The following is an 18061-nucleotide window of genomic DNA, read 5'->3' as shown; positions in this document are numbered from 1 at the left end:
ACGAACCAAATGGCTTCGCGGATCGGTTTTACGATGTAAAACCTACTCACTCGTTGTTCAGTTTTCAAAGATCAAACACTTGCTTTTCATCATCACCGCATCTCAGCGGCGACTTTAATAATATAACACACGTTCCTCAGATGAGTCAACAACTTTTTTTAAAGAAATAATTTTCTTTATTCTTGCTGAGTCACTCAATGCTCAAAACAACAATGACTAATGTATCATAGATTCATTTTGCCCGTCAACTGCAGTTCTCAGATACTTGCTGACATCTTGATTTCAACTGAGTAAAACCAGCTTTAGGCCATACAGCAACCCCACGCCTGGCAGTCCCAGGATGGCCACCGTCCCTATGGTTACCGGATTAAGAGGGATATGCACCTGGGTAATCCAACCGGAGTAGTTAACGAGATAAATACCGATTGCAGCTATTGCCAAATGTGCACCAAATGCGACCAACCAGCCCGCTCTCGCTTTTTTCTTAACAAGCAAATAAGCCAACAACAGGACAGAGACCGACATGACCACCCACGCTATCGTTTTCATTCCGCTTTCCTCCCTCTGCTCAGGAAAATACCTTCTATTGCTCCCGCTTCATCAGCAGGGAGCCGAAGGCGGTGAAGCCCGCTTTGTTTGGCCTTTTTCAATTGGATCTGGTAGTTCCGCTCAGCCGCTTCGAGCACAAAAATAGCGTAATCAATCTGATCTGTTTCGACAGCTTCTTGAAACATGCGCTCTGCTCTTATCCAGTCCTCACGGGCAGCGCACACATCCGCAAACAGTTCTGTTTGAAATTCGGTGTTATCCAGCCCATTTTGTTTTCTTTTACTCCAGGTCCACACATTGCTCACTCCCAACCAATGTTACTCGGCAATAGTTCCTACCGTCTCTACATACTTATTCGGGAAATGGACAAACTTAGAACCCGTATCTGGACCCGGATCGAAATCATTTTGAAGCGCTCCTGTAATTGGTTCACAAATGCCGCCAAGTTGAAGAATTAGTTCGATCTAAGAGAGTCGCAACTATGCAAAAGGAGTGCCCCAGGTCAACGGACCTTTTGGGACACTCCCCGATCTCTAATTCAATTGGCGCCTTCCTTCAAGCGCCTTGGATAAGGTTACCTCGTCGGCGTATTCCAAATCCCCGCCCACTGGAAGCCCGTGCGCAATACGGGTAACGGTTATATCAAAAGGCTTGACCAGCCGCGAAATGTACATGGCTGTAGCTTCCCCCTCAATATTTGGGTTGGTCGCTAATATCAACTCCTTTACCCGCTCATCACTCAAACGGGTAAGCAGTTCCTTAAGCCGGATATCTTCGGGCCCTACGCCTTCCATCGGCGAAATGGCGCCCTGCAGGACGTGGTAATATCCGTCATACTCCTTCGTTCTCTCCATAGCAACAAGATCCTTGGAATCCTGAACGACGCATATGATAGACGAGTCCCGCGTTTTATCCTGGCATATTCGACATGGATCCGTATCCGTAATATTGCAGCAGACCGAGCAGTAATGGAGATTCCGTTTGACACTCACCAAGGCCTTGGCAAAATCGATCACGTGATCTTCCTGCATGTTCAACACGTGAAAGGCGAGTCGGGCGGCGGTTTTCGGACCAACCCCCGGCAGGCGGGTAAATGCATCGATCAGCTTCGCAATTGGCTCCGGATAGTACAAAGTCTGTTGCCCCTTCGTTATTCTAGATTAGAACAGGCCCGGAATTTTCATCCCGCCTGTAAATTTGCTCATATCACTGTTGGCAACCTCGTCGGCTTTGGTCAGCGCATCATTGACAGCAGTCAGCACAAGATCCTGCAGCATTTCAACATCATCAGGGTCAACAGCCTCAGGCTTGATGGCGATGGACAGGATCTTCTTGTGCCCGTTAGCCTGTACAGTTACCACTCCGCCTCCCGAAGTGCCTTCAACCGTTTTCTCCCCGAGCTGTTCCTGAGCCTTAAGCATCTGCTCCTGCATCTTCTTGACCTGCTTCATCATTTGGTTCATGTTATTCATTCATCATCATCTCCTTAAACTAAACTTTCTTTCATCTAAAACATCTCATTCCTTGATTACGATGAGGTCTTCGCCAAAGAGCTCAATCGCCTCATCAATCCATGGCTCCTTGGACTTTCCCGGCTCATCACCCTCATGCTCAAGCTTGAATTCTTCTTCCGGCTGGGCGTTAGCCCCTTCAATCGCCTCAGACCAATCCCGCTGCATCATTGTAATGAGACGAAACGGCCTGCCAAGCTGCTCGTTCAGCACCTTCTCAATCACCTGCTTGTTGGCCGGCTTCTCGGTCGTCTCCCGGTGAATATTATTTTTGAAAGCCACCAATACGGAATCCTCATACAGCGATACAGGTTCACCATCCATAAACCAGGCATGCACGGTAACCTTCTCTTCCTTAACACGCTGTAAAATCTGGCTCCACTTGCGGGCAGCCTCCAAAAATTCAGGGCTGGATTTCGCGGCTATAAATTCCTTCAGCCGGGAAGGCAGCTTGACCGGTGCCGAAATGCGCGGGGCCGGCGCCCTTGAAGCCACAGGCCGATTCCCAGCGCCCTCTTGTCCAGCTCCACCGGACAGTCCAGCCTGCAAAGCGCGCTCCAGTTTCTTCTCCATCTCCGAGAGCTGCCTCTTAAGTGCAGCAATTTCCGCGCTGTCGGCCGCGGGCACTTGCCCCTCTTGATGGGACGGGGCCTGCTTCTGCTGGATACTGCAAAGCTTCAACAAAGCTACCTCAAACAGAGTCTGGGGCTGGACGGAATATTTCATTTCACTTTGATAGCGATTCAGCGTATCAATCATCTGGAAAAGCTGCTCTTTCGTGAATACGGCAGCCACTTCCTGAAACTGGGCCGGCTCAAGCACTCTTTCCGTCAGCTTATCCGCCTGTGGCACCATTTTGATCATGAGGAGGTCACGAAAATAATACAGCAGATTCTCCATGCATTTATCGGCGCTCTTGCCTTCCTGCATGAAGCCCTCAATCATCTGCAGAACCGTAGCAACATCCTCCTGCTGCAGCGCTAAGGCAAGCTTGCTGAACTGCTCGGAAGCAATGCCCCCGGTCATATCGATGACCTGCCGGTATGTCACCCGTCCGTCCGAAAAGGACGAAATCTGATCCAGCACACTGAGCGCATCACGCATACCTCCGTCGGACAAACGCGCAATATACTGCAGCGCATCGCGATCCGCTTCGATATTTTCCTGTCTGCAAATCAACTCCAGTCGGTCCGTCTGTTCCTCCAGCGACACACGCCGGAAATCAAAACGCTGGCATCGGGAAATAATAGTGGCAGGAAGCCGGTGAGGCTCAGTGGTTGCTAAAATAAACATGACGTGCGGAGGCGGCTCTTCAAGCGTCTTGAGCAGAGCATTGAACGCTTCCGTCGTCAGCATATGCACTTCATCAATGATATACACTTTTTGCCGGACTTCCGTCGGCGCATATTTCACTTTATCCCGCAAATCACGAATTTCTTCAACTCCACGGTTGGAGGCCGCATCAATCTCCTGTACATCCATAACCGCCCCGGCTGTGATCCGCTTACAGGATTCACACTCATTGCAGGGCTCGGTCGCCGGAACACGCTCACAATTCACGGCCTTGGCCAGAATTTTGGCCGCACTCGTCTTGCCGGTGCCCCGGGGGCCGCTGAACAGATACGCGTGGGACGTTCGCCCCTCCCGTATGGCATTCTGCAAGGTCTGGATAATATGCTGCTGTCCTACCATGTCCTGAAACGACTGAGGCCGCCAAGCACGGTACAACGCTATATGTTCCAATTCGCGTTACCCTCTTTCAACATCACTTTCGCGACCTTCGTCGTTACTACATTATACTATATTCCCGTACGAATCTAAACTTTAACATGCCCCGGTTTTTATGCACAAAAAAAACATCCTTTGCCCTCGGCAAAAGATGTTGTGTGTTACTATTAAGCCGTGCACCTGTTATTGATAATTGCGATCCGAGCGGCAAACCTGCGCGGCAACTCGGGCTAGGCCGCCCTCCGGCACATGAGCGGGCTTGCTTATGGCTGCTTCCTTCCGGACCTGACCAGGTTCACAAGTACTCATTGCGGAGGACCCAGCCGTCAACATTGTGCTCAGGGACCAGCCTCACATCGACAATACCGCTAACAGGAATTCAACCTCGCTACAGCGGATTGCGAGTTACAGGGCACCGCTACCTCCCCATCTAGCACGGTGAAAATAAGTATATCTTATGCATGTACAAAAATCAACCGGGATAAAATGGACTCTCCTTCTGAGCAACAAAAAAGACCTCCGCATAAGCAAAGGTCTGTCCACTCACGGTTAGCTGCGTCGCAGCACACCGGATTACATTCCGTATTTTTTCTTAAATCTATCGACACGTCCGCCAGCATCAACAAACTTCTGTTTGCCTGTGAAGAACGGATGGCAGTTGGAGCAAATCTCCACGCGCAGGTTTTCTTTGACGGAGCCTGTTTCAAACGTATTGCCACAAGCGCATGTTACAGTAGTAACGTGGTATTTCGGTTGAATAGCTTCTTGCATGAGTTTCACCTCTTTCCGCCCTGAGCATCTTATCAGCCCAGAGTTATATGGACATATGAACACATTATATCACCCATTGCAGTTATCCGCAACGATTTTCGTTCAATTCAACGTGACATCACCGGCATCTTCGCCCGCGCCTGCCCTGAAGGCGGAACATGGGTATACGATCCGATCACGACATCAGGAAGCTCCTCCCGGTAAATCCCCAGCATCTGCTTCATCCCCAAAACCTCGCCTTGGGCTGGAGGAATAAGCTCCATGTACGCCTCCGGATCGATGTTGAGATTGCGCATTTGAATAAGCTTCAGCTTGGTGCGCTTGGCAAATTCGATCATCGCCTCAATCTCCTCCTCCCGGTCGGTTACACCCGGAAAGATCAGATAATTGATCGATGTATACACTCCCTGCTCGGCCGCGTATTTCAAGGATTTCTCCACATTGGCCAAGGAGTAGGCGCGCGGCTTGTAATACGCATTGTAATGATCATCCAGCGCGCTGATTGTGCTGACCCGCATCAGATCAAGCCCAGCATCTACAATTCCCCGGATATGATCAGTCAACCCGGCATTCGTGTTGATATTGATGTATCCCATATCTGTTGTTTTACGGACTTCCCGGATGGCTTCGATAATGAGCTTGGCCTGCGTCGAGGGCTCACCCTCGCACCCTTGTCCAAAGCTGATGATGGATTCGGGGGTTTTCAGGTGCTCGAGCATAACCTCTACAATTTCCTCCACCCGCGGCCGGAAATTCATACGGGTCTGCGGGGATACGAATCCACTGTCATCCGGCTGCTCGGATATGCATCCGAAGCATCCCGCATTACAGGAGTAGGATACCGGCACACCGCCTTCCCACCGGTTCAGAAAGGTATTCGAGGAGGTCAGGCACTCATAACCAAGCGCACAATTGGACAAATGCTGATACAAGCGGTTGTCCGGATACTGCTCCGTCAGCCGCTGAACACCAAGTCTCACCTGATTACGGTCACAGTTGTCCGGATTCCATTTGCCCGGCTGATCGCTTTGTTCCGCTGTGACGTAAAACGAACCGTCTTTCCACACAACGGCCGAATATCCGAATAACGGAAGGCGGTATTCCTTGTCCGTCTTCACATAACCCGGCAAACAGAGTCGCGTATATCCCTGGGGCAAAAGGGCGCCTACAGCCTGCACGTTTCCCGGCAACGGCACCATTTCCCCCGTATCCGGATTTATGCCTACCGGTCGTGTATTTGGCAGCCCAACCAGAGTAGCCCCATCGGGAAGCGGTATCAACTCATCCTCCATAATTTCGACGATCATATCGGCGCTGCGGGCAAGACCGAACAGCGAAGGATGGTCAAAGACGTTGCCCTTTTCATCAGCGTATACCAAATACATAACGGAACTCCTTTCGTTCCTTCAAGCGTTGCAGCTTTTGAGGTCTGATCATATTTTACCCATTCGTAGTTGCAGTAACCGTAGCTGCCGCCGATCTTGGCGTTCTGCGCTGACCGCTGCTCGATCCCCCCGCCGGAGCAGTAATGTCAAAGGAAGCCAAAAACTCGGGATTGGTTTTGGTGTTGCGCAGCTTTTTCAGGAAGTTTTCCACAAATTCATGGCTTTCCGTCATGTTTTTACGGATGGCCCAGATGGTGTCCAACTCATCCTTATTAAGCAGAACTTCTTCACGGCGCGTTCCCGAACGCCTGATATCAATGGCAGGGAAAATGCGGCGCTCAGCCAGTTTCCGGTCAAGATGCAGCTCCATATTGCCCGTACCTTTGAATTCTTCATAAATGATGTCATCCATACGCGAGCCTGTATCAATCAGTGCAGTTGCCAGAATGGTCAGGCTGCCGCCCTCCTCCACGTTCCGGGCAGAGCCAAAGAACCGTTTCGGACGGTGAAATGCCGCCGGATCGATACCGCCGCTCAGCGTGCGGCCGGAAGGAGGAATGACCAGATTGTAGGCACGTGCCAGCCGTGTAATGCTGTCCAGCAAAATAACAACGTCCTTCTTCGCCTCCACCAGACGCAACGCGCGCTCCAGCACCAGCTCAGCCACCTTGATATGATTCTCGGGCAGTTCGTCAAACGTCGAAGCCACAACCTCCCCTTTCACCGAACGCGACATATCGGTTACTTCTTCAGGGCGTTCATCGATCAAAAGAACAAACAATTCGATCTCGGGATTGTTGGTTGAGATGCTGTTGGCAATTTCTTTGAGGAGTAACGTCTTCCCAGCTTTTGGAGGGGCTACGATCAATCCGCGTTGTCCTAGTCCAACAGGGGCAAGTATATCCATGATTCGCGTAGACAAATTGTTGGGGGAGGTTTCAAGAACCAGCTTGGTCTGCGGATAAAGTGGAGTCAGGGCCGGAAAATGCAGTCGTTCCGCCGCATGCTCTGGACTTTCACCATTGACTGCATTCACTTGAAGCAGCCCGAAGTATCGTTCATTCTCTTTCGGAGCACGGCATTTCCCGGATACCAAATCTCCTGTTCGAAGATCGAACTTTCGAATTTGCGAAGCCGAAATATAAATATCCTCGGCGCTCGGGAGATAGTTAATCGGCCTCAGGAACCCGTAGCCCTCCGGCAAAATCTCCAGGACCCCCTGCATAAACATCAGGCCGCTTTGTTCCGCCTGTGCCCTCAGGATGGCAAAAATCAACTCTTTTTTCTTCAACTGACCGTAATACGGGATTTGATACTGCTTGGCAAGCTTGTATAAATCCGTCAGCTTCTTTTCTTCCAAATCGGAAAGTTGCAGATCCATGTAATAACCACCTATTCAATTAATAAGTCCATTAAGATAAAGGACAAAATCTTCATTCATTTATTATTACCCAAAAAGGTATAAATTATGCAGCAAAAGCGCAGACGCAAGGCCTTTTGCTTCCTTGCGCCAGCTATTGCAGCGTTAATCCGACACCACCTGGTGCACTATCACTCACTCTGGCGCCACACATCCGCTCCCAGCATCCGCAAATTGGATACGAGATGATCATAACCGCGATCAATATATTCAACACCGGTTACTTCGGTAACTCCATCCTCTACCGTGAGCCCGGCAATAACCAGCGCTGCGCCTGCCCGCAGATCGGCAGCTTTGACCTTGGCGGCGTTCAAATTACCGCCCTCGATGATGGCCGAGCGTCCTTCCACACGAATTTTGGCACCCATGCGGACCAATTCCGGCACATGCTTGAAGCGATTGCTGTACACGAAGTCGCTCAGCACGCTTACTCCGCGGGCCTGCGTCAGCAGGCTGGTCATTGGAGACTGGAGATCTGTGGCAAAACCCGGATAGATCAGCGCTTTGACATCAACATGCTCATATGAAGGCGTTCCCTTGACCCGGATGCTCTCATCGAATTCTTCAATGACCACACCCATTTCCTGCATTTTGGCGGTGATGGCCTCCAGATGCTTGGGAATGATGTTGTCGATCAGCACATCTCCGCGGGTGGCGGCTGCAGCTATCATATAGGTGCCGGCCTGAATCCGGTCCGGAATGATGGAGTGGCGGCAACCGTGAAGCTCCGACACACCCTCGATCCGGATCGTTTCGGTGCCAGCTCCCTTGATGACGGCGCCCATCGAATTTAACAGTGTGGCTACATCTATAATCTCAGGCTCTTTGGCCGCATTTTCGATAATTGTAGCGCCTTTGGCCCGGGCGGCCGCCAGCATGATATTAATGGTCGCTCCGACACTGCTGACATCCAGATAGATCTTCGTGCCACGCAGCTCTTTAGCGTGCAAATGAATGGATCCATGCTCGTTGGTGACAGTCGCTCCTAAAGCCTCAAAGCCTTTGATATGCTGGTCTATAGGCCGAGGCTCGAAATTGCATCCTCCCGGGAGTCCGACTACCGCTTCCTTAAACCTTCCGAGCATTGCCCCCATCATATAATAGGAAGCGCGAAGCTTCTTGACAGGGCCGTTAGGCATCGGAATGGATTTGATGGCTGAAGGATCAATGCGCATTTGGCTGCCTTCCCAGGCAACCTTTGCCCCAAGCTCCTCCAAAATCTCGGCATACACCGCAACGTCGCTAAGAAGAGGCAAATTATCCAGTATCACTTCCGACTCCGCCAGAATAGCGGCAGGAATCAAGGCGATTGCACTATTCTTGGCTCCGCTGATGGATACCATGCCCTGCAGTGGACGTCCACCGCTAATCATCAATTTTTCCATAAGCTTTAGGGTCCCCCTACTTCACTTCACAGCTGCAAACATGTTCACATGGAAGTCAATTGGTAACTGAAATGGAAAAACACCGGCTCAGCGGTGTGCTTCCATATCCGTATGATGCCGGACAGCCCCGAAGGGTCTGTCCGTTGTAAAATCTACTGTGTCAGTAAGCTCTGCAGGATAGCAACGGCTTCCTATGAATAATCCTGTCTTACGCCTTGTTGTTGGAACCGAACTCGCGGATTTTGCCAACAACCGTTTGTTTGATCGCATCGCGGCCTGGCACAATGTATTTGCGCGGGTCATAGGCATCAGGCTTGGCAGCCAGAACCTCGCGGACAGCCTTGGTGAACTCAATTTGGTTCTCGGTGTTCACGTTGATTTTGGAAGTTCCGAGAGAGATGGCTTTTTTGATGTCATGAGTAGGAATTCCAGTACCGCCATGCAGAACCAGCGGAACTTTAACCGCATTGCAGATTTCTTCCATTTCCTTGAAGCCAAGGTTTGGTTCGCCTTTATAAGGTCCGTGTACGGAGCCCAGTGCAGGAGCAAGCGTATCGATGCCGGTTTCATTCACGATGCGAACGCAGTCATCCAGCTTGGCATACATTACGTCACCGATAACATCGTCTTCCTGGCCGCCGACCATGCCAACTTCGGCTTCAACGGAAACACCTTTGGAATGTGCGTATTCAACGACTTTCTTGGTTGTCTCAATGTTGGTATCGATCGGGCTGTGGGAATCGTCGATCATAACGGATGTAAATCCGGCGTCAATCGCTTCTTTACATTTTTCAAAGCTGGAGCCATGGTCAAGATGAATGGCAACCGGAACCGTAATTTTCATGTCGTGCAAGAGGCCTTCTACCATTTTTACAACAGTATAAAAGCCGCCCATATGGCGTGCGGCACCCTCGGATACACCAAGAATCACCGGGGATTTCTCTTCTTCAGCGGCTGCGAGAATAGCTTGGGTCCACTCCAGGTTATTGATGTTGTATTGACCTACAGCATATTTCCCTTCAAGCGCTTTGTTCAGCATGTCTGTCATGGATACTAATGGCATGGTTTCATCCTCCTAAGGGGTATTGGGTTTGTCTATGTTTTATAGCCGACATTCACACAGGGCTTATTATACCACATCCCATGTCAAATACTAAACAAGCTTTTACAGGCACAAAAAAGGGCCAAAACGCTGTATTTACCCCCTTCATCCTCTAAAAAACAGCCCTTCACATGTATGCCGGCAAGGCTGCCAGATGCAGGTCTTCGGAATACACCCTTCAATTTATACTTGCAGTTTAACAAAAAATGCAAAAAAACAAAAAACCCTGTGCAAATAACAGGGTTTTACCGGAACGGGTTCGGCTCTTCTTGCCCATCCTTCAACTGACCGTTCACCGCGATGCGCATCTCATCGATATCAAACGGCTTGGTGAAATGCATCAGAGCGCCCAGTTCAGTCGCTTCCTTAATCATATCGAGCTCACCGTACGCTGTCATCATAATGACTTTGATCTCAGGATTTCCGGTTTTAATGTGTTTTAAGATTTCCAACCCGTCCATGCCGGGAATCTTCATATCCAGCAGCACAAGATCCGGTGCCTCATGTTCAACAATTTCCAGAGCGACTTTTCCATTGGCCGCCTGAAAGGTCTCATACCCCTCACTGCTGAACACTTCCATCAACAAAATGCGGATACCGTTTTGGTCATCGACTATCAAAACCTTTTTCTTCTCCAATTTTCTAACCTCCCGGGTCTCGAAAAGCAACAACGGCTGTCCTGAGCAAGCTCCGGAGCAGCGAGCCGTCGATGTAACTGATCATTCAAGGTATTCGCTCTTAATGGGTGAAATCCTTCCCCCGTTCAAAATTGTGGCAAAGAAAAAGCCTCCCGCGGGAGGCCTTCGTTGCTCAAGCTTGGTGCTGCAAGGATGCTTTGACAAATTCACGGAACAGCGGCTGCGGACGGTTCGGACGGGATGTAAACTCCGGATGGAACTGTACGGCCAGAAACCAGGGATGATCCGGATACTCCACAATCTCTACCAAGCGACCATCCGGAGAGGTGCCGGAAATTTTCAGACCGGCTTTTTCGATCACTTCACGGTACTCATTATTAAATTCATACCGGTGACGATGTCTTTCATACACAAGCTCATCATTATAACAAGACATGGCGAGGGAGCCCTCAGCCAGCTTGCACGGATATAATCCGAGCCGCATCGTTCCGCCCAGATCTTCGATATCCTTCTGTTCAGGCAGCAGGTCGATCACCGGGTATTCCGTCACCGGATTAATTTCCGAGCTGTTGGCTCCGTCCAGCCCCGCCAGCGCGCGGGCCACTTCAATGACGGATACCTGCATGCCAAGACAGATGCCGAAGAACGGGATTTTCTGCTCGCGGGCATAGCGGATCGCGCTGATTTTGCCTTCGATCCCCCGATCTCCAAAACCGCCTGGCACCAGAATGCCTCCTACACCGCCAAGAATGCTATCCACATTCTCATCCGTCAGCTCCTCCGCGTTGACCCAGCGGATTTTTACGTCCGCATTGGCAGCAAAGCCGGCATGGGAAAGGGACTCTACCACGCTGAGATAGGCATCATGCAGCGCGACGTATTTGCCGACAATGGCAATTTCCACGGTCGTTTCCAGTCTGCTGATTCGGTCTACGAGCGCTTCCCACTCCGCCATATCCGCAGGAGGGGTAGTCAGCTTCAGATGGTTGACGACAATTTCATCAAGCCCTTCTTCCCGCAGATTGAGCGGCACCTCATACAAAGTTGAAGCATCGCGGCATTCCACCACCGCATTAGGGTCAATATCACAGAAGAGCGCGATCTTCGCCTTCATGTCGGCAGACAATTCATGCTCCGTACGGCAGACGATTACATTCGGCTGAATGCCGATGCTGCGCAGCTCTTTTACACTGTGCTGGGTTGGCTTTGTCTTCACTTCCCCTGCGGCCTTGATATAAGGAATGAGCGTAACGTGGATGTACATCACGTTCTCGCGTCCGACTTCGCTTTTGATTTGGCGGATTGCTTCCAGGAAAGGAAGGCTTTCAATATCCCCTACCGTACCGCCGATTTCCGTAATAACAACATCCGAGCCTGCTTCACGGCCTGCACGGAATACGCGTTCCTTGATCTCGTTGGTGATATGCGGAATGACCTGAACGGTTCCCCCAAGGTATTCGCCGCGGCGCTCCTTGCTAATGACGCTGGAGTATACTTTACCTGTGGTAACGTTGCTGTTCTTCGACAGATTGATATCAATGAAACGCTCATAATGGCCAAGGTCCAGATCCGTTTCCGCGCCGTCATCTGTTACGAATACTTCACCATGCTGATAAGGACTCATGGTGCCCGGATCCACGTTCAGATATGGATCAAATTTCTGGATCGTTACTTTCAATCCCCTGTTCTTGAGCAGCCTGCCGAGCGAAGCAGCCGTAATTCCTTTTCCCAGGGAAGATACAACTCCGCCTGTCACGAAAATATACTTTGTCACTGTTTAAAACCCTCCTAAAAAAAGTCCAGAAATTCAGGCGACATATGATGTTAGCGTAACCCGTTTGCACGGATTATCATCCACAAAGAAAGCAGCGGATCAATTTCCCAACTCCGCCGCCTACCGCTTACATGTTCGGATCAACAGCACCGAGCCGTGCCGTAAAAAACCCTATAAAAAAACAAAAAAAGCACACCCGTTGTGACGGGGCACTTTTAGCACTCTAAATGCACATATTATATAACTCAATCATAAGCCCAAGCAATAGTTTACCCTTTGTTCATACCTCTGTCAAGAAACTTTGGACCACTTCCCAGGCAAGCAGAAAATGGAGCAAAAAGGAAAAGAGGGAGATTCTATCTCCCTCATATTCCGATATTAGTATTCATCTTCTTCCGTCGGCTCATCTTCATTCTCTTCTTCCAGATCTTCCTCTTCCTCGAGGTCCTCATCATCCAGCACGACGTCCTCATCGGTGTCATCATCATCGTCGCCATCGAACAGATCATCATCAGCATCTTCGGAATCATCGACATCTCCGAAATCATCGTCAGAGTCGTAGACTTCTTCCTCTTCCTCATGATAATCTTCTTCCTCATCGTCCTCATCATTGATGATGCGCGGACGCTTGCCGCCTGTAATGGCATCTTCCGATTTATCTACCGGATACCAGCGCTTGAGTCCCCACAGGTTGGTGCCTACACAGGCAAACCGGCCATCAATGTTGATCTCGGTATATAGCTGAGCAATGACATCATTGATTTCTTCTTCAGACAAGCCGCGCAGCTTGGCAACTTCATTCATTAAATCACGGTAGTAAAAAGGCGTATTGGCTGTTTTCAGCACCATGAATGCCAGATCTACCATCGGAATTTCATGGACTTTCTCAGGGTCAATCTTCAAGTTGAGTGGCGTACTCACTTAAGGACACTTCCTCTCACGCGTAATTCACACGAACATTCTAGCCTGCAAACAGCTTTATGCAGACTAACTTATCCATTATCACACCTAAGTAAACCTTATTTAGGCGTAAAATGCAAGTCAAATGCCCCGTTCCGGGAGAGGATTTCAGAATACGGGGGTGCGGGCATGCAAAAAAGGCGGGTTTCCCCGCCTCTGACTGTATCCCCTTTGAAGGCATGCCTTCAAAGGTGATGCGGAAGAGCCTTGTGGCTCTAACAGTATCCTATGTCCGCAGTTAATGAATGACACGATGGGACGCCTATTAATTGTAAAATGGGGCAAGTTTCTCATACAGCTCTCCAGCACTGTTCATACAATAACTCAGTACGGCTCAACAGGGGGGAGCGCTTCTACATGGACTATCCGGGATTTTTGCAGCTATTAAACAAGGCTATTCAGGAGCCTGCCCGCTCCAGACAACCAAAACAGATTATCCGGTTCAATAAAGCGTCTCAATACAGGGAGTGTCTATCGTATTTGCAGAAAATGAAGCCGGGTTTATCCGGGCTGAGGAGCGTTCAGTCCTCCCACCTGATCAGGGCCCTGATCGCCCCGCTGGCCTGCAGAGACCGGCTCGGCAAATACCAGAACGGTGTTGCCATTGAAGAAGACTCACGCATCCGCGTTCACGGCGGGACCGCTCCGCTCTCCGCGGAGACCGTCTCCACTCTCCCTTGGGGAGTCAAAAAAATAAAAGCCCATCAGGCATGGCCTCTGTCTACAGGCTCGCAGATCCGGATCGGCGTCATTGATACGGGCGTCGATTTTCGTCATCCCGACCTTCGGCATTGTCTTGCCCGCGGGGTCAACCTGCTGAACCGGGCCCTTCTGCCGCACGATGATAACGGGCACGGCACCCATATCGCCGGAGCTATCGCAGCTGCCAGCTATGAGCGGGGGGCCGTCGGTGTGGCCCCAGGCTCAATTATCTATCCTGTCAAGTCGTTCGACCATAACGGGTCGGCGTACGTGTCCGACATCATCCTTGCCATTGATTGGTGTGTTCGCAACCGGGTCCATATTATCAACATGAGTTTTGGCATGAAAACACGCAGCAAAGCGTTGCTTGATGTCGTCAATAAAGCTTATGCCAACGGAATTGTGATCGTCGCTTCCTCAGGCAATGACGGCAAAAGGCAGACTATCGATTATCCCGCCCGTTATCCGCAGACGATCGCCGTCGGAGCCACGGACCGTTTCGGACGCATCGCTTTATTCAGTAACCGTGGTCCCCATGTGGATATTTATGCGCCCGGTGAAAAAATTATTTCCTCATGGACCAACAACCGCTACCATGAAATGAGCGGCACCTCCATGGCGACCTCTCATGTGAGCGGCGCTATCGCGCTTTTGCTCGAAAAAAGGCCCGGTCTTTCACCAGGTGAGATCAAAGCGCTGCTGAAAAGGACAGCCTCGCCCATTCGCCGACGGTCAGGCACAGTGTCCAAAACCAACATATTGGGGGAAGTGGATGCCTGCCGGCTGGTTCGGGAAGGCATTAAGCTTAAGTAATATCAAAAACATCCGGTCCGAGGTTTATCATTTCCAGGACCGGATGTCTTGTAATTTGTCTGCCAGTTACATGCGTTCCGGCGCCGTTACTCCCACCAGTCTCAGCACGTTGGCAATCACCGTGCGGACGGCAGCCAGCAATGCGAGCCGGGCCTGCGTCTGCTCCGCATCCTCCGTAATCACCCGTTCAGCCTTGTAGTAGCTGTGGAACATGGACGCCAACTCATATACGTAACGAATCATGCGGTGCGGGGCATAGGATGCCGCCGCAGTAGTCACTTCGTCCGGCAGCTCGCCGATTTTGCGGAGCAGGTCGTATTCATGCTCGGCCTTCAGTCTGGACAGGTTCACTTCCGACAGCGGCAGTACAGTGAGTCCTTGCTCCTCCGCCTGACGGAAGACGCTGCATACGCGGGCATGCGCATATTGCACATAGAAAACAGGGTTCTCATTGGACGTGGAAATCGCCAGGTCCATATCGAAATCAAGATGCGAGTCCATACTGCGCATCGTGAAGAAGTAGCGGATCGCATCGACGCCCACTTCATCCATCAGATCCTCCATCGTAACGGCTTTGCCGGTACGCTTGGACATTTTTACTTTTTCCCCGTTCTGGAACAGGCTTACCATTTGGGCAATCAGCACTTTAAGCTTGTCCGGGTCATTGCCGAGCGCCTCCATGGCGGCCTTCATACGCGGAATATAGCCATGGTGGTCGGCACCCCAGATGTTGATGATGATGTCGTATCCGCGCTCGTATTTGTCACGGTGGTAAGCGATATCCGGCGTCAGATAGGTATAGGTGCCATCGTTTTTGATGAGCACCCGGTCCTTGTCATCCCCATACTTCGTCGTGCTGAGCCAGGTTGCGCCTTCCTTCTCGTACACCTCATTGCGGTCGCGCAGCTCATTCAGCGCCTTGAGCACTTCCCCGTTCTCGTACAGGGAGGTCTCGCTGAACCATGAGTCGAACGGAACCCGGAAACGCTCAAGATCCCGCTTGATTTTATCCAGTTCCTTCTCCAAGCCGTATTCCCGGAAAAAGGACGCGCGATCCCCCGGGCTCATGGACAGGAGGGAGTCGCCTTTCTCTTCGATCAATTCCTTGGCGAAACCGATAATATCCTCTCCGTGGTAGCCATCCTCCGGCATTTCCGCCTGCTGACCAAGCTGCTGCAAATAACGGGCCTCGATGGAGCGGCTCATGTTGTAGATCTGGTTGCCGGCGTCATTGATGTAGTATTCGCGGGTGACCTGATAACCGGCAAAATCAAGCACATTGCAAAGCGAATCACCGACAGCCGCGCCGCGCGCATGCCCAAGATGCAGGCTGCCAGTCGGGTTGGCGCTGACAAACTCAATCTGCACCTTCTTGCCCGCTCCGTCCTGCGTGCGCCCGTAGTCGTCTCCCTGCTCCAGCACGCGGCCGATCACCGGATACAGATAGCTTTTGTTCAGTCTGAAATTGATAAAGCCCGGACCGGCGATTTCCGCGCCTTCAATCGAAGCGGATGCCAGATCCATGTGCTCGATAATTTGTTCCGCGATTTGGCGCGGATTCTTCTTGGCAATACGGGTCAGCTGCATGGCTGCGTTGGTGGCCAGATCCCCATGCTCCTTATCCTTCGGAACCTCCAGCGCAACGGCCGGCAGCTCTTCCCGGCTTACGATGCCTGCCGCCAGAATGGCGGCTTCAATGGCTTCTTTTACTTTCTGATTCACCTGTTCAAGCGGATTGCTGGTCATGTTTCTTGCTCCTCCTGTATCAACAAACTGATCGCGAAATGTCCGGAAAACTCTTCATATACATACAGATCATATGCCCATTCTACACTGCCGGAATGGCCGTGCAGCCGGATATCCAGCTGTCCGGTATCAGTCGACAGCATGAAGTTCATGTATGGTGAACGGTAAAACCCGGGCAGCTTGCTGCCCGGCTTGAAGGTCTGCTCGGACTGGATGTCTCCGTGGCGGATCAGTTTAAGCTCGTCTTTCCCGATTTTAACGGTGGTCCGTGTTGTTCCGCCCTGCGGCCCTTCCTGCGAATCCTCATACCTGACGTAGAGGCTGCCGCCGCGGATCGTCGCTTCCGCGGGAAGCTCCTGCACGACATTCTCACCGTCATGGCGGCTGTGCAGACGGATGCGGACTGGTATGTGCTGCGGCATCGTTTTTTCGGCTCCCATTCTATGCATTCCTACTGTACTACTATAGCCAGTTCCCCGCCGCAATTCAATTCAAACAGCAAAAAACCCTGTCTTCACCGAAGCGCAGGATCAACCTGGCGAGTCGGACAGAGTCAGGGCTATCATGATGGATAATGCGCTGCAGATCCTTAACCGGTCAACAGCTTTTATTTTATCAGGTCCTCCACGAATTTGGGCAAAACAAACGCAGCCTTATGCAGGCGCGGGCTGTAATATTTCGTATCCATTTCAGGAATCTGCGTTTCATCCGCTTCGAGCGGGTCATATTTTTTGCTGCCTAGCGTGAACGTCCACAATCCGCTTGGGTAAGTAGGAATGTTGGCGCCATAGACGCGTACGATCGGGAAAATTTCCTTCACGTCCTGGTTCACCTTCCGGATCAGATCGGCCTTGAACCACGGATTGTCCGTTTGGGCGACAAAAATCCCGTCATCCTTCAGCGCCTCATAGATGCCCTGGTAGAATCCACTCTCGAAGAGCGGGGCGGCGGGGCCGACCGGTTCGGTGGAGTCGACCATAATCACGTCATATTTATTCTTGTGCTCCAGAATATGCATGTACCCGTCGTTGACTAGAACCTCTACATTGGGCTCATCCAGCTTGCCCGCAATTTCAGGCAGATACTTTTTGGAATATTCGATGACTTTGCCGTCAATTTCAACCAGAACGACCTTCTCTACTTCAGGATGCTTGATGACTTCGCGGACCACGCCGCCGTCCCCGCCACCGACGACCAGCACCTTTTTCGGATTCGGGTGTGTGTTCAGCGCCGGATGGGCCACCATCTCATGATAGACGAATTCATCCTTTACCGTAGTCATCACCATGCCGTCCAGGACGAGCATATTGCCGAATTCTTCGGTCTCCACCATGGCGAGATCCTGATATTCCGTTTTTTCATTTACATAGGTCTGTTTAATTTTGGCCGTGATGCCGAAAGAGGGAGTCTGCTTCTCTGTAAACCACAATTCCATCGTTTTACCTTCTTTCCCGTCAGGATTAGTGTTGCACTTATTATCTCACAAATATGATTTTGGCGTCCTTTCCGTATATAATCTACCCTTCCGGGAAGATGAAATCTGCTCTTCTTCGTAAAAAACCTCCCCGCCCCCGTTA

General features: G+C 51.0%; 17 protein-coding genes and 1 other RNA gene. 1 reads left to right on the top strand and 17 read right to left on the bottom strand.

What is annotated here, in order from left to right:
* Nucleotides 1–282: 282 nt before the first annotated feature.
* The 14 genes from ACE41H_RS20530 to rpoE all read right to left on the bottom strand — a co-directional run bounded on the left by ACE41H_RS20530 (nucleotide 283) and on the right by rpoE (nucleotide 13184).
* The gene (locus tag ACE41H_RS20530; RefSeq protein ID WP_375357427.1) at nucleotides 283–549 is read right to left on the bottom strand and encodes a pro-sigmaK processing inhibitor BofA family protein; all 267 of its coding nucleotides are present in this window, start codon (nucleotides 547–549) and stop codon (nucleotides 283–285) included.
* Nucleotides 546–845, bottom strand: a complete 300-nt coding sequence (locus tag ACE41H_RS20525; RefSeq protein ID WP_375357426.1) for a DUF2508 family protein — start codon at nucleotides 843–845, stop codon at nucleotides 546–548. The genes ACE41H_RS20530 and ACE41H_RS20525 overlap by 4 nt, the downstream gene beginning before the upstream one ends.
* A gap of 237 nt (nucleotides 846–1082) precedes the next feature.
* Nucleotides 1083–1682 (bottom strand): recombination mediator RecR, encoded by a 600-nt coding sequence (gene recR, locus ACE41H_RS20520; protein WP_375357425.1) that lies wholly within the window; start codon nucleotides 1680–1682, stop codon nucleotides 1083–1085.
* A 27-nt stretch (nucleotides 1683–1709) separates the two neighbouring features.
* On the bottom strand, nucleotides 1710–2021 hold the full coding sequence (locus tag ACE41H_RS20515; RefSeq protein ID WP_375357424.1) for a YbaB/EbfC family nucleoid-associated protein: 312 nt from the start codon (nucleotides 2019–2021) through the stop codon (nucleotides 1710–1712).
* Between the two features lie 45 nt (nucleotides 2022–2066).
* The gene (gene dnaX, locus ACE41H_RS20510; RefSeq protein ID WP_375357423.1) at nucleotides 2067–3803 is read right to left on the bottom strand and encodes a DNA polymerase III subunit gamma/tau; all 1737 of its coding nucleotides are present in this window, start codon (nucleotides 3801–3803) and stop codon (nucleotides 2067–2069) included.
* A 157-nt stretch (nucleotides 3804–3960) separates the two neighbouring features.
* An RNA gene (ffs, locus tag ACE41H_RS20505) (signal recognition particle sRNA large type) lies at nucleotides 3961–4227 on the bottom strand.
* A 134-nt stretch (nucleotides 4228–4361) separates the two neighbouring features.
* Entirely contained in the window at nucleotides 4362–4559 is a 198-nt protein-coding gene (gene rpmE, locus ACE41H_RS20500; protein ID WP_375357422.1) for a 50S ribosomal protein L31, read from the bottom strand.
* Nucleotides 4560–4666: 107 nt separating this feature from the next.
* Entirely contained in the window at nucleotides 4667–5944 is a 1278-nt protein-coding gene (locus ACE41H_RS20495) for a radical SAM family protein (protein ID WP_375357421.1), read from the bottom strand.
* A 55-nt stretch (nucleotides 5945–5999) separates the two neighbouring features.
* On the bottom strand, nucleotides 6000–7325 hold the full coding sequence (gene rho, locus ACE41H_RS20490; protein ID WP_375357420.1) for a transcription termination factor Rho: 1326 nt from the start codon (nucleotides 7323–7325) through the stop codon (nucleotides 6000–6002).
* A gap of 170 nt (nucleotides 7326–7495) precedes the next feature.
* A complete protein-coding gene (gene murA, locus ACE41H_RS20485; protein WP_375357419.1) occupies nucleotides 7496–8749 on the bottom strand; it encodes a UDP-N-acetylglucosamine 1-carboxyvinyltransferase in 1254 nt (417 codons plus the stop codon).
* Nucleotides 8750–8957: 208 nt separating this feature from the next.
* Nucleotides 8958–9812 carry a class II fructose-1,6-bisphosphate aldolase gene (fba, locus tag ACE41H_RS20480; RefSeq protein ID WP_375357418.1) on the bottom strand — a complete coding sequence of 285 codons (855 nt, stop codon included), beginning with the start codon at nucleotides 9810–9812 and terminating at the stop codon, nucleotides 8958–8960.
* Nucleotides 9813–10096: 284 nt separating this feature from the next.
* Nucleotides 10097–10489 (bottom strand): response regulator, encoded by a 393-nt coding sequence (locus ACE41H_RS20475; RefSeq protein ID WP_375357417.1) that lies wholly within the window; start codon nucleotides 10487–10489, stop codon nucleotides 10097–10099.
* A gap of 172 nt (nucleotides 10490–10661) precedes the next feature.
* Nucleotides 10662–12263, bottom strand: coding sequence for a CTP synthase (pyrG, locus tag ACE41H_RS20470; RefSeq protein ID WP_375357416.1), 1602 nt, complete (start codon nucleotides 12261–12263; stop codon nucleotides 10662–10664).
* Between the two features lie 378 nt (nucleotides 12264–12641).
* Nucleotides 12642–13184 (bottom strand): DNA-directed RNA polymerase subunit delta, encoded by a 543-nt coding sequence (rpoE, locus tag ACE41H_RS20465; RefSeq protein ID WP_375357415.1) that lies wholly within the window; start codon nucleotides 13182–13184, stop codon nucleotides 12642–12644.
* 396 nt (nucleotides 13185–13580) lie between these two features.
* Here rpoE and ACE41H_RS20460 point away from each other — a divergent pair, with 396 nt between their 5' ends.
* A complete protein-coding gene (locus ACE41H_RS20460) occupies nucleotides 13581–14738 on the top strand; it encodes a S8 family peptidase (protein ID WP_375357414.1) in 1158 nt (385 codons plus the stop codon).
* A gap of 66 nt (nucleotides 14739–14804) precedes the next feature.
* Here ACE41H_RS20460 and argS read toward each other — a convergent pair whose 3' ends face one another.
* The 3 genes from argS to speE form a co-directional block, all read right to left on the bottom strand.
* On the bottom strand, nucleotides 14805–16484 hold the full coding sequence (argS, locus tag ACE41H_RS20455; RefSeq protein WP_375357413.1) for an arginine--tRNA ligase: 1680 nt from the start codon (nucleotides 16482–16484) through the stop codon (nucleotides 14805–14807).
* Entirely contained in the window at nucleotides 16481–16906 is a 426-nt protein-coding gene (locus tag ACE41H_RS20450; protein WP_375357429.1) for a YwiB family protein, read from the bottom strand. The genes argS and ACE41H_RS20450 overlap by 4 nt, the downstream gene beginning before the upstream one ends.
* A gap of 185 nt (nucleotides 16907–17091) precedes the next feature.
* The gene (gene speE / locus ACE41H_RS20445; protein ID WP_375357412.1) at nucleotides 17092–17919 is read right to left on the bottom strand and encodes a polyamine aminopropyltransferase; all 828 of its coding nucleotides are present in this window, start codon (nucleotides 17917–17919) and stop codon (nucleotides 17092–17094) included.
* Nucleotides 17920–18061 lie beyond the last annotated feature (142 nt).

Origin of the sequence: Paenibacillus enshidis, from assembly GCF_042136365.1 — a bacterium.
Taxonomy (GTDB): Bacteria; Bacillota; Bacilli; order Paenibacillales; family Paenibacillaceae; genus Paenibacillus; species Paenibacillus enshidis.
This window is presented reverse-complemented; position numbering and strand designations above follow the sequence as displayed.

What these genes read in the sequence shown, in the direction of transcription:
- ACE41H_RS20530 (WP_375357427.1), bottom strand. Translation starts at nt 549, where the DNA reads ATGAAAACGATAGCGTGGGTGGTCATGTCGGTCTCTGTCCTGTTGTTG.
- ACE41H_RS20515 (WP_375357424.1), bottom strand. Translation starts at nt 2,021, where the DNA reads ATGAATAACATGAACCAAATGATGAAGCAGGTCAAGAAGATGCAGGAG.
- rpmE (WP_375357422.1), bottom strand. Translation starts at nt 4,559, where the DNA reads ATGCAAGAAGCTATTCAACCGAAATACCACGTTACTACTGTAACATGC.
- ACE41H_RS20495 (WP_375357421.1), bottom strand. Translation starts at nt 5,944, where the DNA reads ATGTATTTGGTATACGCTGATGAAAAGGGCAACGTCTTTGACCATCCT.
- rho (WP_375357420.1), bottom strand. Translation starts at nt 7,325, where the DNA reads ATGGATCTGCAACTTTCCGATTTGGAAGAAAAGAAGCTGACGGATTTA.
- murA (WP_375357419.1), bottom strand. Translation starts at nt 8,749, where the DNA reads ATGGAAAAATTGATGATTAGCGGTGGACGTCCACTGCAGGGCATGGTA.
- fba (WP_375357418.1), bottom strand. Translation starts at nt 9,812, where the DNA reads ATGCCATTAGTATCCATGACAGACATGCTGAACAAAGCGCTTGAAGGG.
- ACE41H_RS20460 (WP_375357414.1), top strand. Translation starts at nt 13,581, where the DNA reads ATGGACTATCCGGGATTTTTGCAGCTATTAAACAAGGCTATTCAGGAG.
- argS (WP_375357413.1), bottom strand. Translation starts at nt 16,484, where the DNA reads ATGACCAGCAATCCGCTTGAACAGGTGAATCAGAAAGTAAAAGAAGCC.
- ACE41H_RS20450 (WP_375357429.1), bottom strand. Translation starts at nt 16,906, where the DNA reads ATGCCGCAGCACATACCAGTCCGCATCCGTCTGCACAGCCGCCATGAC.
- speE (WP_375357412.1), bottom strand. Translation starts at nt 17,919, where the DNA reads ATGGAATTGTGGTTTACAGAGAAGCAGACTCCCTCTTTCGGCATCACG.